The 15,128-nt window shown below is 56.5% G+C and carries 13 protein-coding genes and 3 tRNA genes; 13 read left to right on the top strand and 3 right to left on the bottom strand.

Features of this window, described 5'->3' with window-relative positions; genetic code table 11:
- Positions 1–51: 51 nt before the first annotated feature.
- Positions 52–1,413, bottom strand: a complete 1,362-nt coding sequence (locus BGP77_RS02970) for a glutamine synthetase family protein (protein ID WP_108163251.1) — start codon at positions 1,411–1,413, stop codon at positions 52–54.
- Between the two features lie 25 nt (positions 1,414–1,438).
- Entirely contained in the window at positions 1,439–2,890 is a 1,452-nt protein-coding gene (locus BGP77_RS02965; RefSeq protein WP_108163250.1) for an NAD-dependent succinate-semialdehyde dehydrogenase, read from the bottom strand.
- Positions 2,891–3,255: 365 nt separating this feature from the next.
- Here BGP77_RS02965 and BGP77_RS02960 point away from each other — a divergent pair, with 365 nt between their 5' ends.
- The 6 genes from BGP77_RS02960 to BGP77_RS02935 all read left to right on the top strand — a co-directional run bounded on the left by BGP77_RS02960 (position 3,256) and on the right by BGP77_RS02935 (position 10,193).
- On the top strand, positions 3,256–4,608 hold the full coding sequence (locus tag BGP77_RS02960) for a glutamine synthetase family protein (RefSeq protein WP_108163249.1): 1,353 nt from the start codon (positions 3,256–3,258) through the stop codon (positions 4,606–4,608).
- A gap of 13 nt (positions 4,609–4,621) precedes the next feature.
- Positions 4,622–5,983, top strand: a complete 1,362-nt coding sequence (locus tag BGP77_RS02955) for an aspartate aminotransferase family protein (protein WP_108163248.1) — start codon at positions 4,622–4,624, stop codon at positions 5,981–5,983.
- A gap of 91 nt (positions 5,984–6,074) precedes the next feature.
- Positions 6,075–7,166 (top strand): polyamine ABC transporter substrate-binding protein, encoded by a 1,092-nt coding sequence (locus BGP77_RS02950; protein ID WP_108163247.1) that lies wholly within the window; start codon positions 6,075–6,077, stop codon positions 7,164–7,166.
- 173 nt (positions 7,167–7,339) lie between these two features.
- The gene (locus BGP77_RS02945) at positions 7,340–8,449 is read left to right on the top strand and encodes an ABC transporter ATP-binding protein (protein ID WP_233252289.1); all 1,110 of its coding nucleotides are present in this window, start codon (positions 7,340–7,342) and stop codon (positions 8,447–8,449) included.
- Positions 8,446–9,360: an ABC transporter permease subunit gene (locus tag BGP77_RS02940; protein ID WP_108163245.1), complete on the top strand. Its 915-nt coding sequence runs from the start codon at positions 8,446–8,448 to the stop codon at positions 9,358–9,360. Before BGP77_RS02945 ends, BGP77_RS02940 begins: the two co-directional genes overlap by 4 nt.
- Positions 9,357–10,193, top strand: coding sequence for an ABC transporter permease subunit (locus BGP77_RS02935; RefSeq protein WP_108163244.1), 837 nt, complete (start codon positions 9,357–9,359; stop codon positions 10,191–10,193). The genes BGP77_RS02940 and BGP77_RS02935 overlap by 4 nt, the downstream gene beginning before the upstream one ends.
- A 64-nt stretch (positions 10,194–10,257) precedes the next feature.
- Here the strand turns inward: BGP77_RS02935 and BGP77_RS02930 are convergent, their stop codons facing one another.
- A complete protein-coding gene (locus BGP77_RS02930) occupies positions 10,258–11,892 on the bottom strand; it encodes a methyl-accepting chemotaxis protein (protein WP_199224183.1) in 1,635 nt (544 codons plus the stop codon).
- A gap of 211 nt (positions 11,893–12,103) precedes the next feature.
- Between BGP77_RS02930 and BGP77_RS02925 the strand changes: the two genes are divergently transcribed.
- The 7 genes from BGP77_RS02925 to BGP77_RS02895 all read left to right on the top strand — a co-directional run.
- Complete coding sequence (locus tag BGP77_RS02925; protein ID WP_108163242.1) at positions 12,104–13,069, top strand: biotin--[acetyl-CoA-carboxylase] ligase; 966 nt, start codon at positions 12,104–12,106, stop codon at positions 13,067–13,069.
- On the top strand, positions 13,063–13,779 hold the full coding sequence (locus BGP77_RS02920; protein WP_108163241.1) for a type III pantothenate kinase: 717 nt from the start codon (positions 13,063–13,065) through the stop codon (positions 13,777–13,779). Before BGP77_RS02925 ends, BGP77_RS02920 begins: the two co-directional genes overlap by 7 nt.
- Complete coding sequence (locus tag BGP77_RS02915; protein ID WP_108163240.1) at positions 13,776–14,426, top strand: SPOR domain-containing protein; 651 nt, start codon at positions 13,776–13,778, stop codon at positions 14,424–14,426. Before BGP77_RS02920 ends, BGP77_RS02915 begins: the two co-directional genes overlap by 4 nt.
- 172 nt (positions 14,427–14,598) lie before the next feature.
- A tRNA-Tyr gene (locus BGP77_RS02910) sits at positions 14,599–14,683 on the top strand.
- A gap of 22 nt (positions 14,684–14,705) precedes the next feature.
- A tRNA-Gly gene (locus tag BGP77_RS02905) sits at positions 14,706–14,779 on the top strand.
- A 32-nt stretch (positions 14,780–14,811) separates the two neighbouring features.
- Positions 14,812–14,886: transfer RNA gene (locus BGP77_RS02900), tRNA-Thr, on the top strand.
- Between the two features lie 72 nt (positions 14,887–14,958).
- Positions 14,959–15,128: GTP-binding protein (locus tag BGP77_RS02895; protein ID WP_233252288.1), on the top strand; the 170-nt coding region annotated here is incomplete at its 3' end.

Below are 15,128 nucleotides of genomic sequence, written 5' to 3'. Positions count from 1 at the left end.
TCCGTTAAGCGTTTCCCGGCCCTTGTGGCCCCTCAAACGTCTTCCGTCCAATCAAACATAGGGCAACAGCAACTCATATTCCAACGGCGTCACCTGATGTTCAAACAGCCGTACTTCGCTCCATTTGCAGATGCGGTACATGTCGATGAAGTCTTCACCGAACCAGGTGTTAACGCGCGGATCTTTGTCCATGGCGCGCAACGCATCGCGTGGGTTGTCGGCGATGACCGGGTGTTCCTGATCGTAGGCATTGCCGGTGACCGGTTCTGGTGGTTCGGTGCGGTTTTGCAAACCTTCGGTAACGCCAGCCAGCACCGCTGCCACCGCCAGATACGGATTCGCATCGGCGCCGCTGAAACGGTGCTCCACGCGGGTCGCTTCGATGCTGCCGGAAGGAATGCGCAGCGCCAGGGTGCGGTTGTCGTAGCCCCAGGTTTTGGAGGTGGGCGCGAAGGCATCGGGTGACAGGCGCCGGTAAGAGTTGATCGACGGACACAGCAAAGCTTGTACGCCGTCGGCCATGGCGATCAGGCCGCCCATGGCCCAGCGCATAAAGTCATTTTGCTCGGGATCTTCGCTGGCGAAGATGTTGTTGCCGTCAGCATCCATCAGGCTTAAATGAATGTGCATGCCGCTGCCCGCTTCTTCGATGTAGGGCTTGGCCATAAAGGTGGCTTCCATTTCCCACTTGCGGGCGACCTGAGCGATCACCCGTTTGAGCAACACGGCATCATCGGCGGCTTTCATCGGGTCGTCGCAGTGGTGCAGGTTGACCTCAAACTGGCCCGGCGCGTATTCGGTAATGACGGTGTCGGCCGGGATGTTCTGGGCGTGGGCGGTGTCGATCACATCGCGAATAAAGAAGTCGTACTCGTCGAGGTCGTCCATCGAGTAAACCTGCTTGGAACTCATGCGCCGGCCCGAGGTTGGCGACACGGGGGGTTGCAGGCCGCCATTGGCGTCTCGTTCGGTGTCGATTAAGTAGAACTCCAGCTCGACCGCGATACCCGGTGTGTAACCCAGCTGCTTGAAGCGCTCGATGACGCTGGCTAACACCTGGCGCGGGTCCATGGCGAAGGGGGTTTCGCCGTCGGTCTCGAACATGCAAAACAGTGCCTGGGCGCGGTCGTCGCCTTGCCAGGGAACGGGCGCCAATGAACCGGGAACCGGCAGGCAGAGGCGGTCGCGATCGCCGTCTTCGGCGCCGAGGCCGGTTTCTTCAACGGTGGTGCCGGTGGCGTCCAGCGCCATCACGGAACCGGGCAGGCTGAAGCCTTCGGTGAACACTTTTTCCAGCAAGTCACGTTCGATGCGCTTGCCGCGGATAACGCCGTTTAAGTCACTGACCAGCAGCTCGACGGTGGTGATGTCGGGATGCTGGTCGAGAAAGGCGGCGATTTCAGAGTGGGGCATGATGTTGTCTCAGTAAAAGTAGCGGTCAGCGATCCAGACCGCCCAGGCAGAGATACTTGATCTCCAGGTATTCGTCGAGGCCATAGTGGCTGCCTTCGCGGCCCAGACCCGATTCTTTAACGCCACCGAAAGGTGCGATCTCGGTAGAGATCAGGCCTTCGTTGATGCCGACCATGCCGTATTCCAGTGCTTCGGCCACGCGCCAGATGCGTGCCAGATTGCCGCTGTAGAAATAGGAGGCCAGACCAAAGGGCGTGTCGTTGGCCATGGCGATGGCTTCGTCTTCTGTATTAAAGACGCTAATGGCCGCCAATGGGCCAAATATTTCTTCCTGACTGATGCGCATCTTGGGTGTGATGCCGGTCAGTACCGTCGGTTCAAAGAAGTTGCCACCCAGGCTGTGACGCTGACCGCCGGTGAGCACTTTGGCGCCGTTATCGGTGGCGTCTTTCAGCAGGGTTTCAACTTTCTCCAGACCAGCGTCGTTGATCAGCGGGCCTTGCTGCACACCGTCGTCCAAACCATTGCCGACTTTTAATTGCTTGGAGCGTTCGGCCAGTTTGGCGGCGAATTGGTCGTGAATGCCCGCCTGAACAATAAAGCGATTCACGCAAACGCAGGTCTGGCCGGTGTTGCGGTATTTGGAGGCGATGGCGCCTTCGACGGCGGCATCGAGATCGGCGTCATCAAAGACAATAAAGGGCGCGTTGCCGCCGAGTTCCATCGACACTTTTTTAACGCTGTCGGCGGCCTGTTTGATCAGTTGTTTACCGACCGGCGTGGAACCGGTGAAGCTGATTTTACGCACCAGCGGATGAGTGCTCAGCACTTCGCCGACGGCTTTGCCGTTGCTGGCGGTGACGACGTTAAAGACACCGGCGGGTAAGCCGGCTTCTTCACCCAACTGCGCCAAGGCAAGCGCGGTAAAGGGCGTGGCTTCGGCCGGTTTGACCACCATGGTGCAGCCGGCGGCCAGAGCAGGCCCGACCTTACGGCCGATCATCGCCAGCGGGAAATTCCACGGCGTAATGGCGGTGCAGACGCCGACCGGTTGTTTAATGGCGAAGACGCGTTTATCGCTGGCGTGAGTGGGAATGGCATCGCCGTAGGCGCGTTTGCCTTCTTCAGCAAACCATTCAATAAAGGACGCGCCGTACGCGACCTCGCCTTTGGATTCGGCCAGCGGTTTGCCGCATTCCAGTGTCATCAATTCAGCCAGGCTGTCCTGATGTTGCATGATCAGATCGAACCAGCGGCGCAGAATCTGGGCGCGGGCTTTGGCGGTCTGTTGTTTCCAGTCCCCGAACGCGGCATGGGCGGCTTCGATGGCGGCGCTGGCATCGTCCTGGCCGCAATCGGCGAGTTGGGCGAGTGTTTCGCCGGTGGCCGGATTGATCACCTCGTATTGGCGTCCCGAGGCGGCACTGCTCCATTGGCCGTTGATGTAGCTTTGGGTGTGCAGCAGAGGATGGGTCACGCTGGGTCTCCTTGGTATCCAAGGGCACGAAAATGTGCCCGGATATCGCGTCTTGGAATGGCAGCCATCAAGCTAACCCCATTTGTGCCTGGAGCTCAAGTGCGTGATTAGAATATTTGACAACACTAGGTTTTATGGGCATGAATGGGCGGGGTAAGTGTTTTAAATATTATACATGGCCGCTAAGACCTGCACGCGAACGCCGTTTTCGGCACCCATTAAATTTCGGTGCCTGAATGCCCGCTCGCTCCTATAATTGAGCAGCCTGACCAACGCTTTCGGTGCGTTGGCGGACCATGACCCAACAACGCCTTGAGGCCGTACGGTGACGCCCCGTTTTAGGCGCGATAACTGAACGGAAACGTATGGAAAACCTGATTAAGTGGCTGAAAGACAATCGCATTACCGAAGTGGAATGCGTGACCCCCGACCAGACCGGCATCGCCCGCGGAAAAATTCAGCCCACCAGTAAGTTCATTAATGAAGGCGGCATTCGCCTGCCCGAAAGCGTTCTGCTGCAAACCGCCACCGGCGATTATCCCGACGACGACGCCTACTACAACCTGCTCGACCCCGCCGACATCGACATGTTACTGCGCCCGGATGAGCGCGCCTGTTTTATTGTGCCCTGGGCGGAAGAGCCTACCGCTCAGGTGATTCACGATTGTTACGATTCGATGGGCAATATGATCAGCCTGTCGCCGCGCGCGGTGTTGCGCAAAATTCTCGCGCTTTATGAAGAGCAGGGTTGGAAGCCGATTGTGGCGCCGGAAGTGGAGTTTTATCTGACTCAGCGCTGCACCGATCCGGACTTGCCGCTGGAACCGCCGATTGGTCGTTCCGGCCGTAAGGAAAGTGGTCGCCAGTCGTTCTCCATCGATGCGGCCAACGAATTCGATCCGATCATCGACGACATCTACGATTGGTGTGAGGCGATGGAGCTGGACATCGACACCCTGATTCACGAAGAAGGCACCGCCCAGATGGAATTCAACTTCCGTCATGGTGAAGCGATGACGCTGGCCGATCAGGTGTTTGTGTTTAAGCGTACCGTGCGCGAAGCGGCACTGAAGCACAAAATTGGCGCCACCTTTATGGCCAAGCCGATCACCGGTGAACCGGGCAGTTCGATGCACATTCACCAGTCGCTGATCGACATCAAAACCGGCCAGAATCTGTTTTCCAATAAAGACGGTTCAGCCTCGCCGCGCTTTTTGAATTACATCGCCGGTTTACAGACCTACATTCCTTTTATGATGCCGATGTTCGCGCCCAACGTGAATTCCTACCGGCGCTACTTGCCGGGCGCCGATGGCAACGCGCCGGTGAACATCGAATGGGGCGAAGAGAACCGCACCTGTGGCCTGCGTGTGCCCAATGCACCGCCGGAAGCGCGACGCGTGGAAAACCGTCTGCCCGGTTCCGACACCAATCCTTACCTGGCGCTGGCGGCCAACCTGGCCTGTGGTTATCTGGGTATGATCGAAGATCTCAAACCGCGCAAACCCATGGCCGGCCGTGCCGGTGCCGAAGCCGATCCGGATGTGCCTTTTAACCTGGAAGCGGCGCTCGACATGATGTCGTCCAACGACACCGTGCGGGAGATTCTTGGCGCTCAGTTTGTCGATGGTTTTATCGCCACGCGCTGGGCGGAACAGGAAGGCTTTAAACGCGTGATCAGTTCCTGGGAACGCGAGTTCCTGTTATCGGCTGTGTGACCGGGAGAGGCAGATGACCCAGAGCTCTGACCCCACCGCGCACTGGCAGCAACAGGATGCCGATCATCATCTGCATCCGTTTGGAGACAGTGGCGCCATTGCAAACGAAGGCGCGCGCATCATCACCAAAGCCTCGGGCGTGACGGTTTGGGACAGCAATGGCAGAGCCTATTTGGATGCTTTTGCTGGTTTGTGGTGTGTGAATCTGGGTTATGGCCGACAGGAATTGGTTGAGGCGGCGCGCCGACAGATGAGCGAGCTGCCTTACTACAACCTGTTCTTTAAAACGGCGACGCCGCCGGTCACTGAATTGTCCGCGGCCCTTGCCGACATAGCGCCGCCACACATCAACCATACGTTCTTTACCAACAGCGGCAGCGAAGCCAACGATACCGTGTTTCGGATGGTGCGCCGTTATTGGGACATCAAAGGTCAGCCGAGCAAAAAAACCATCATCGGTCGCCACAATGGCTATCACGGTTCCACCGTGGCCGGTGCCAGTCTCGGTGGTATGAAACCCATGCACGCTCAGGGTGATTTACCGATCACTGGCGTGGCGCATATTCGTCAGCCGTATTGGTTTGGTGAAGGCGGAGACCTGAGTCCCGATGAATTTGGCCTGGTAGCAGCGCAGGCGCTGGAAGAGAAGATTCTCGAACTGGGCGCCGACAATGTGGCCGCCTTTATTGCCGAACCGATTCAGGGTGCCGGTGGCATCATCATTCCACCCGCGACCTATTGGCCGGAAATTCAGCGCATCGTGCGGCAGTACAATATTTTGCTGGTGGCCGATGAAGTGATCTGTGGTTTTGGTCGCACCGGCGAATGGTTTGGCTGCGATACGTTTGATATCGAAGCGGACCTGATGCCCATCGCCAAAGGTCTGTCATCGGGTTATTTGCCGATTGGCGGGGTGATGGTGTCGGATGGCGTCGCTGAGGTCTTGAAAAGTGGTGGTGAGTTCCACCATGGTTTTACCTATTCGGGGCATCCGGTCAGTGCGGCCGTGGCTTTGGAGAATCTGCGGATTTTGCGTACCGAGGGCATCATCGATCGGGTCAAGGCAGAAACCGCTCCCTATATGCAATCACAGTTGCGGACATTGGCGGACCACCCCCTGGTGGGTGAGGTTCGCGGTGTTGGTATGTTAGGCGCGGTCGAACTGGTGCAAGATAAGGCCAGCCGACGTCGCTACGCTGACGAAGGACAAACGGGTACGGTGTGCCGGGATAAAGCTCTCGAAGAAGGGCTCATTCTGCGCGCAACCGGCGACACGATGTTGATGTCGCCACCGCTTGTTATCCATCGCGCTGAAATCGACGAACTGGTCGCCAAGACCCGGCAAGCGTTGGATAATACGCTCGCCGCGCTCTAGGGCAGTGACTGACTGGTCGATGATTGGCGCTGTTGGCCGCACACCCATACCGGGTCGGCCGCATAATGATACTGCAGGGGAGTTCCCACCAATGAAGACATTGAGCAAAACCGTCGCACTGACCGCCCTGGCGGCATCCGTGGCTGGCGCGGCCTTGGCCGAAGACCGAGTGGTTCGCATCTACAACTGGTCGGACTACATCGCCGAAGACACGCTGGAAAACTTCACCGCCGAAACCGGCATCGACACCGTCTATGACGTCTACGATTCCAATGACATCCTGGAAGCCAAGGTGTTGTCGGGTCAGTCTGGTTACGATCTGGTGATGCCGACCACCGACTATATGGCGCGTCAGATTCAGGCCGGTGCTTATCAGAAACTGGATAAGTCGCTGATCCCGAACTGGGGCAATCTGAATGCGGACGTCATGGCCAGCCTGGCCAGCTACGATCCGGGTAACGAGTACGGTGTGCCGTGGCAGTTGGGTACCACCGGCATTGGTTACAACGTCGACAAGATTCAGGAAATTCTCGGCGACGACGCACCAGTCGGTTCCTGGGCGCTGGTGTTTGAGCCGGAATACGCCTCGAAGCTGGCTGAGTGCGGCATCACCATGCTGGACTCTCCGGATGAAGTGTACGCCAATGTTCTGCAATACATGGGCATGGATCCGAACAGTGAAAACCCGGACGACTACGCCGCGGCCACTGAAAAACTCGAAGCGGTACGTCCTTACGTTCAGTACTTCCACAGCTCGCGTTACATCACCGACTTGGCCAATGGTGACGTCTGTATCTCCATCGGTTGGTCCGGCGATGTGTTCCAGGCCATGGCACGTGCCGAAGAAGCTGAAAATGATGTGACGGTCGACTACTACATTCCGCGTGAAGGTGCGCCGTTGTGGGCCGACATGATGGTGATTCCGGCGGATTCCCGTAATGCCGAAGCCGCTCATGCCTTCATCAACTACATGCTGCAGCCGCAGCCGGCCGCTGACCTGACGAACTACGTCTGGTATGGCAGCCCGGTTGAAGCCGCCAAGCCTTACATCGATGAAGAAATCCTCAACAACCCGGGCATTTATCCGGAAGAAGGCACCGAGCTGTTCTCGTTCGAAGTGCTCTCTAATTCCACTCAGCGTCTGATGACGCGCAGTTGGACACGTCTGAAATCAGGCAGCTGATTTTGACGGGGCCGGGTCTATCCCGGCCCTTGCCGCAAGCGCCTTGGTGACAGGACGTTTGCGGCAAGCCGATCGCAGATCTCAATAAAAAAACCACAACACCCAATTGGCCTGACCATCGAAGGGGGCAGCAGATGGCAATATCGGCGGGCGCGCGTCGCCAGCAAAACGAGATGGAACACCAGCAGCGTGGCAGTGAAACGCTGTTGAGTATTGAGGGCATCAGCAAATATTTTGACGACGCTCTGGCGGTCGACAACGTCAGTCTGGATATCCGCAAAGGCGAAATCTTCGCCTTGCTGGGCGCATCCGGCTCCGGTAAATCCACGCTGCTGCGCATGATGGCCGGCTTCGAAGTGCCGACCGAAGGTCGCATCATTCTCGATGGCGAAGACATCACCTGGCAGCCGCCGTACCAGCGTCAGATCAATATGATGTTTCAGTCCTACGCGCTGTTTCCGCATATGACGGTGGAGCAGAATGTCGCCTTTGGTTTGCGTCAGGACAAACTGGCCAGAGACGTGATCGCCGAGCGCGTGCAGCGCATGCTCAAGCTGGTGCATATGGAAAAATATGCGCGCCGTAAACCGCATCAATTATCCGGCGGTCAGCGACAGCGGGTGGCACTGGCGCGCAGCCTGGCGAAGCAACCCAAGCTGTTGCTGCTCGATGAACCCATGGGCGCGCTGGATAAAAAACTGCGTACCGAAATGCAGCTGGAAGTGGTCGATATTCTGGAAAATGTCGGCGTGACCTGTGTGATGGTGACGCACGATCAGGAAGAGGCCATGACCATGGCCGACCGCATCGCCATTATGGATGAAGGCTACATCCAGCAGGTCGGTTCGCCGGTCGACGTTTATGAAAGCCCGGTCAATCGGATGGTGGCGGAATTTATCGGTTCGGTGAATCTGTTCGAAGGCGAAATCATCGCTGACGAAGGTGACCATATGCGGCTGCATTGCGCTGACCTGGAGCGCGAAATTTATATCGGCCACGGTGTCAGCTCGAGTGCTGAAGATCTCGCCATGCTGTACGCGCTGCGTCCGGAGAAAACCTGGTTATCGCTGCAACAACCTGAAGGTGATACCAACTGGTCGTCCGGCATCGTGCACGACATCGCTTATCTCGGTGGTCATTCGGTGTATCACGTGCGTTTGCCGAGCGGCAAAATCGTGCAGTGTTTTCTGGCCAACACCGAACGTCGTGCTGAACGCCCGACCTGGGATGACGAAGTCTATATTCATTGGTCGGACGACAGCGGCGTGGTGATTCGCCCATGAGTGACCTCAAACTGCGCAAGCTCGATCTGAGCCGATTGCCAGGTGGTCGTCGTTGGGTAATCTCGGTGCCTTATGCCTGGCTGCTGGTGTTTTTCCTGCTGCCTTTTATCATCGTCGCCAAGATTTCCTTTGCCACGGCTGAGCTGGCTATTCCTCCCTACAGCGCCATGTTCGAATGGGTGAACAACGCGCTGACCATTCGGCTGAATCTGGATTCCTATTTATGGTTATTCAGTGACGATATTTATATTCACGCCTACTGGAATTCGATTCGCATCGCGTTTAATTCTACGGTGCTGTGTTTGTTGGTGGGCTACCCGATGGCGTACGCCATTGCCAAAGCACCGGCCCGGGTTCAGGCCACGTTATTGTTGCTGATTCTGCTGCCTTCCTGGACGTCCTTTTTGATTCGCGTCTACGCCTGGATGGGGTTGCTGAGCAACAGCGGTATCATTAATTCGTTTTTGATGTGGCTGGGGGTCATTGGCGATCCGATTCAGATGCTGAACACCGACTTCGCGGTTTATATCGGCGTGGTCTACGCCTATCTGCCCTTTATGATTTTGCCGCTCTACGCCAACCTGGTGAAACACGATCCGACCTTGCTCGAAGCCGCCAATGACTTAGGCGCGCGCAAGTGGACGACCTTTTTCCGCATCACCTTGCCGCTGTCGAAGAACGGCATCATCGCCGGCTCCATGCTGGTGTTTATTCCCGTGGTCGGTGAATACGTGATTCCTGAACTGCTTGGCGGTGCCGAGACGGTGATGATCGGTAAAGTCTTATGGCAGGAGTTTTTCAATAACCGTGACTGGCCGGTGGCTTCGGCGCTGGCGGTATTGATGATTCTGATTTTGATCGTGCCGATCATCCTGTTCCACCGTTACCAGAGTAAGGAGCTGAACTCATGAGCCGTCGCCGTTTCAGTCTCAGTACGTTGTGCTTCTGGTTGGGCATCGTCTTTTTGTATGCGCCGATGCTGGTGTTGATTGTTTATTCCTTTAACTCATCGCGATTAGTCACCGTTTGGGCCGGTTGGTCGACCAAATGGTATGGCGAACTGTTTCGCGACGAACAGTTGATGACCGCTGTCTGGCGCTCGTTTCAAGTGGCCTTCTATGCCGCAACCGCCGCTGTATTAATTGGCTTGCTGGCGTCGGTGGTGATGGTGCGTTACACCCGCTTTAAAGGTCGTACGCTGTTTTCTGGAATGATCACCGCGCCGCTGGTCATGCCCGATGTGGTGATCGGTTTGTCGATGCTGTTGCTGTTCGTGGCGGCGGCGCAAACCATTGGCTGGCCACCGCATCGGGGTTTGCTGACCGTGTGGATTGCGCACACTACCTTCTGCATTGCCTATTCCACGGTGGTGATCAGTTCGCGTTTGCGTGAGATGGATCAGAGCCTGGAAGAAGCCGCACTCGATTTGGGTGCGCCGCCGCTGACCGCTTTCTTTAAAGTGACCTTGCCCATCATTGCACCGTCTATTCTGTCGGCCTGGTTGTTGTCGTTTACGCTGTCGTTGGATGATGTGGTGATTGCCAGTTTCGTCACCGGCCCGGGTGCGACAACCTTGCCGATTGAAGTCTTCAGTTCGGTGAAGTTGGGCGTGACGCCCAAGGTGAATGCCTTGGCGACGATCATCATCGGCATTGTCTCGATGGTGGCGCTGGGGTCTTGGTTTGTATCGCGTCGCATGGATGAACGACACAAAGCATCGTTGCGAATGGCCGCTGGCGCGTAAATAAACCGCCCAATAAAAAAAGCCCGTGGTGATGGCTCACCACGGGCTTTTTTTATGCGGATTGTTACAGCTTAAACTGCCGCACCAACTGATTCAGCAGTTGTGACAACTCATTCAGCTGACGGCTGGAGCCGGTCAGTTGGTCAGCGATATCGGCTGTCTCGGTGGTCAGCGTATTGATGCTTTCCACATCGCGACTCAGTTCGGCCACAACCGTTGACTGCTCTTCCGTTGCTGTCGCCACCTGCAACGTGATGTCACTGATGCTGCTGACAAAGTCGGTAATGCTGCCCAGCGATTGGTTGGCGGAGTCGGCCTGTTCACGTACAGCCTGACTGTGGGTTTTGCTGTCCTGCATGGCCTCGACACTCTTGCCGGCTTGCTCTTGCAGTTGATCGATCATGGTCTGTATTTCGTCGGTGGAGGCAGCCGAACGATTGGCCAAATTGCGAACTTCGTCGGCCACCACGGCGAAACCGCGCCCCTGTTCTCCGGCACGGGCCGCTTCAATGGCAGCGTTTAAGGCCAAGAGGTTGGTCTGTTCGGAAATGCCGCGAATGGTTTCCAGAATGCCACCGATGGATTCGGTGTGTTCGGCCAGTGAACCGATCACCTCGCTGACTTTGTCGATTTCAGTCGACAGCTGACCCACACCTTGGCGAGCGTTGGCCACAATGCGCGCGCCTTCGACCGATTGATCGTTGGCTTTCTTGGCAGAGTCTGCGGCTTCTGAGGCGTTCTGGGCAATGTTCTCGACGGTGGCGCCCATTTCATTAATGGCAGTCGCCATCTGCATGGAGCGGTCGCGTTCATTGGTGCAGTTATCGTGAGTCAGCTGAGCTTTGGATGCGACTTCGCTGGCGGTTTGTGACAGCTTACGTGAGTTGTCGGCGACCGCTTCGATGGCGCTGCGAATTTTACTGACAAACTGATTAAAGTCGTTGGCAATGCCGGCCAGTTCGTCACGACCGCGCAGGTCCAGTGCGCTGCTTAAATCCAGATTGGCGGCCGACTGCGCAATGTGGCTTTGCAACTGAACAACACGGCGACTCAGACGGCGCAACATGATCGCCGAAACGAGGATGGTGGCCAGTAATGCAGCGACCACCAAGACCAGCATTTCCAATTGCGCGAACCGGAAGTGGGCTTCGCTGGTTTCATGGAGCTGCTGTGCTTGATCAACGAGATAGTCGAGCACCTGATTCACGCCCGCGCGCATTTCACCGTAGGCCGGGGCGTATTGGTTGCGGTAAATGTCGTAGGCTCGATCGAGATTGTTGCGTTCCAGTGCCGTGAGCATCGGTTCAAGTACCGAGCGTTTTACGTTGCTGAATTGATCGACCAGACCTTGTACCTGGGTGCGGGCTTCAGGTGTTGCCTGAGCATTCAGCGCGGTTTGCAGGGCTTGCTCCATTTCCACAATGTCTTCATTGCGGGCTTCCTGGATGCGTGTGGTAACCCCTTTGGCGTCTTGCATACCGGGCACTTCCTGCAGCAGCATCATATCGAAACCGACCCGCATGCGTGGAATGCGCGAGTTCACTTCTGCCAAGGCACGCAACGGCAGGCTGGTGTTCTGGGCCAGTGCCCGGGCCTGATTCTGAATACTGACCATGCCATAAAAACCGGCCAGACTGACCAGAATTAAAACCAAACAGGGTAACGCAATGGCAGCGATAAACTGCCCGCGAAGCGTCATTCGTAACATCCGGCTCAATGCCTCCCAACGGCGATGAAGTAATGGGACCGTACAGTCCGTTTGTTGCGGTGAAGAGATCACTGTATCGGCCTGATATGACGCTTTTTGAATCGCTGTACGGTTTCTTTATGAACAAAATTAAAATCACCGGTACAGGGAGCAGGGATGTTGCGATTCAGGCAAAATAGCGTGACTGATTAAGGGTTGGGTCATGAAATCGCTGTTTCGTTTATTACCACTGCTGCGTCACGATCAGTTCCAATCGGGAACGGCGCTGGCCGATAGCTTGGGTGTCACTCGTCCGACGGTGGCTGCCTGGGTGACGCAAATGCGTGAGCTGGGGGTGGATATCCATGTCGTGAAAGGTCGTGGATACCGGCTGGCAGAACCGATCAGTTTGTTGGATCGGGAGCGTATTTTTGCCGGTCTTAGTGCGTCGCTACGCTCTGTGTTGCATGTGCTCGATATTCAGACCGATCTGGATTCAACCAACCGCTGGGTGATGGAGCAAAAACCGGCGCCGGGGCAATGGTCGATCTGTGCAGCGGAGTATCAATATCAGGGGCGGGGTCGACGAGGTCGGGTGTGGCGCAGTCCTCCTGCCTCGAATTTGATGGTGTCGATCGCTTTACGGGCCGATTTGCCCAGCCGGGCGCTGTACGCGGCAAGCCTGGTTGCCGGAGTGGCAACCGTTCGCGCCTTGCGCTCGCAATTATCGGTGCCGGTGGCATTGAAATGGCCAAATGACCTTTATATAGAAGACGCTAAGTTGGGTGGCATCTTGTGCGAGTTGCAGGGCAACCCACAGGATCATCCCGTGTTGGCGATTGGTTTGGGTTTGAACGTTTCGTGCAAACCGGATGGCCTGGATCAGCCAGCGGTGGCGTTGGCTGATGTGGTGCCGGGGTCGCTGGATCGAAATACGTTATTAATCGCCATCGTCAATCAGCTGTACGATGTTTTTGTGCAGGTGCAGACCGACCGTGGTGTGAATGAGTTGCTCGAAGAATGGGGGCAATACGATTGCATTCGTAATCGCACAGTTCGTTTGTTGCGAGCTCAGCGCACGGAAACGGTGGTGGCTCGTGGTGTGGATGATGCCGGGCAGTTGGTGGTGGAATCGGCTGATGGTGAGCGCTTCAGTGTTAATGGTGGTGAGGTGTCGGTGCGATGGTGAGCACACCTTTATTACTCGATTGCGGTAATTCCTCGTGCAAATTTTGGTGTGCGCAACACAGCGGTCGGCTGAATGATCAGGCTGAGGTGCTGGACTGTGTGCGCCGATTGCAGCCATCAGAGGTGGTCGTTGCCAGTGTGTCGCAACTGGGCTTGGAGCTGGCGCAGGCATTAACCGCTGAGGGTGTGCCGGTGCTGTCGCTGGCGGTTAAGGATCGTCAGCAGGGGTTGCGTCTGGCGTATGCGCAGCCGCAGCAGTTGGGTGTGGATCGTTGGCTGGCCATGTTGGCAGTGCTGGATCGAGGTCGGCCAACGGTGGTAGTGGATGCGGGTACCGCCTTGACCATCGACCTGATCGACGCCGACCGCGAGCACCGTGGCGGCTATATCCTGCCGGGCCTGAGTCTGATGCGTCGAGCGCTGGTTGATGATACATTCGCTCTGCCGCCGGTGACCGACCCCGGCGGTCTAAACGCTGGGCAGAATACCGTGGAATGCATTGCCAATGGCTCGGTGTTGGCGTTGGTGGGCGCCGTGAATGATGCGGTCGAACGGTTTCCCGTGGCGCCGCACGATGTGGTCTGGACGGGCGGCGATGCCCCCGCATTACGCACGCTATCTCGCTGGCCTGGCGAGCACGATCCGCATTTGATATTTGAGGGAATGATGACTTTGATCGCCGATTCTGATTACCGGGCGTCGTTGAAATGAAAGCGATTATTTTGACGTTGGTGGTACTGAATCTGGCCTTTGGGGGTTGGCTGTATTGGCAGCAGCAAGAAGCGGTCGATGATGCTCTGACAGAACCTCTGGCGCAATTGAATAACCTGGGTTTGGATGAAGCCACTCGCGCTCGACTGACCCAGTCCGGTCGTCAGCGCGACAATGCGGGTCAGCCTGCGCAATGCATTTTGATTCGCGGTATTGGTTCGGTTGAAGACAGTCGAGTCATTCAGGCTCGGCTGACTGCACTGGAAGTGCCTGCCGAAGAACAAATTCGCTCTGAAGTCACCCGCACCGATCACTGGGTGGTGTTGGGTCCGTTTGAATCGACCGCGCGTGCGCGCGAACGGCTGGCGCAATTGCAGGCCGACGACGTTGAAAGTTTTCTGATCAATCAAGGCCGCCTCGAAGGTGGTATCTCTCTGGGCTTGTTTTCATCCAGCAGTAACGCTGAAAACCGCCGCGCTGCTCTGGTTGAGGCGGGCATTGATGCGCGCATTGAAGAGTTTGAGCGGTTACGCGAAGTGAGAGATTTAAATATCGCCGCCGATGCCGCGCGACTGTTATCGGACAGTGCGCTGGAGTCGATTCTTGATCGATTCGAAGGCGTCGAATTTCAGCGCTACGGTTGCTGATCGAACAGCAGTGTTGCAATCGCCAAATAGAATCAATAAGATGCGCGCTCTCTTGCAAGGCAAGAGGTTTTGCCAGGGTCGTACCGGCGTCTAAGTTCTTGTTCTGATTGAAAAAAGCTTTTCGTTCAGAGTTGACAGGTTCTGGGGCTTGGTGCAAACTCTGCGCCCGCTTGGAGGGGTTCCCGAGTGGTCAAAGGGAGCAGACTGTAAATCTGCCGCTTTATGCTTCGATGGTTCGAATCCGTCCCCCTCCACCATTTCCTCCTTCTGGGGGAAGCTGCGGGTATAGTTCAACGGTAGAACCTTAGCCTTCCAAGCTAATGATGCGGGTTCGATTCCCGCTACCCGCTCCAATTGTTATGGCTTCGGTCATAAAAGTAGTTAGGCTCGCGTAGCTCAGTGGTAGAGCACTCCATTGGTAATGGAGAGGTCATGAGTTCAAATCTCATCGTGAGCACCATTTTGGTTGCAAAAGGCAGGCGCGCTGGCGGCTGCCTTTTGTGCATGAGCATCCTGGTGAGAGGCTGACACCATGTCCAAGGCGACTTTTGAACGTAGCAAGCCCCACGTCAACGTGGGCACCATTGGTCACGTTGACCACGGTAAGACCACTCTGACGGCAGCGCTGACTCGCGTTTGTCACGACGTATGGGGTACAGGTTCAGCGATGGCGTTTGACGGCATCGATAACGCCCCGGAAGA

This window comes from Saccharospirillum sp. MSK14-1 (assembly GCF_003054965.1).
Classification (GTDB): Bacteria; Pseudomonadota; Gammaproteobacteria; order Pseudomonadales; family Natronospirillaceae; genus Saccharospirillum.
The sequence above is the reverse complement of the archived record's forward strand: the minus strand, read 5'-3'. Positions and strand labels throughout refer to the sequence as shown.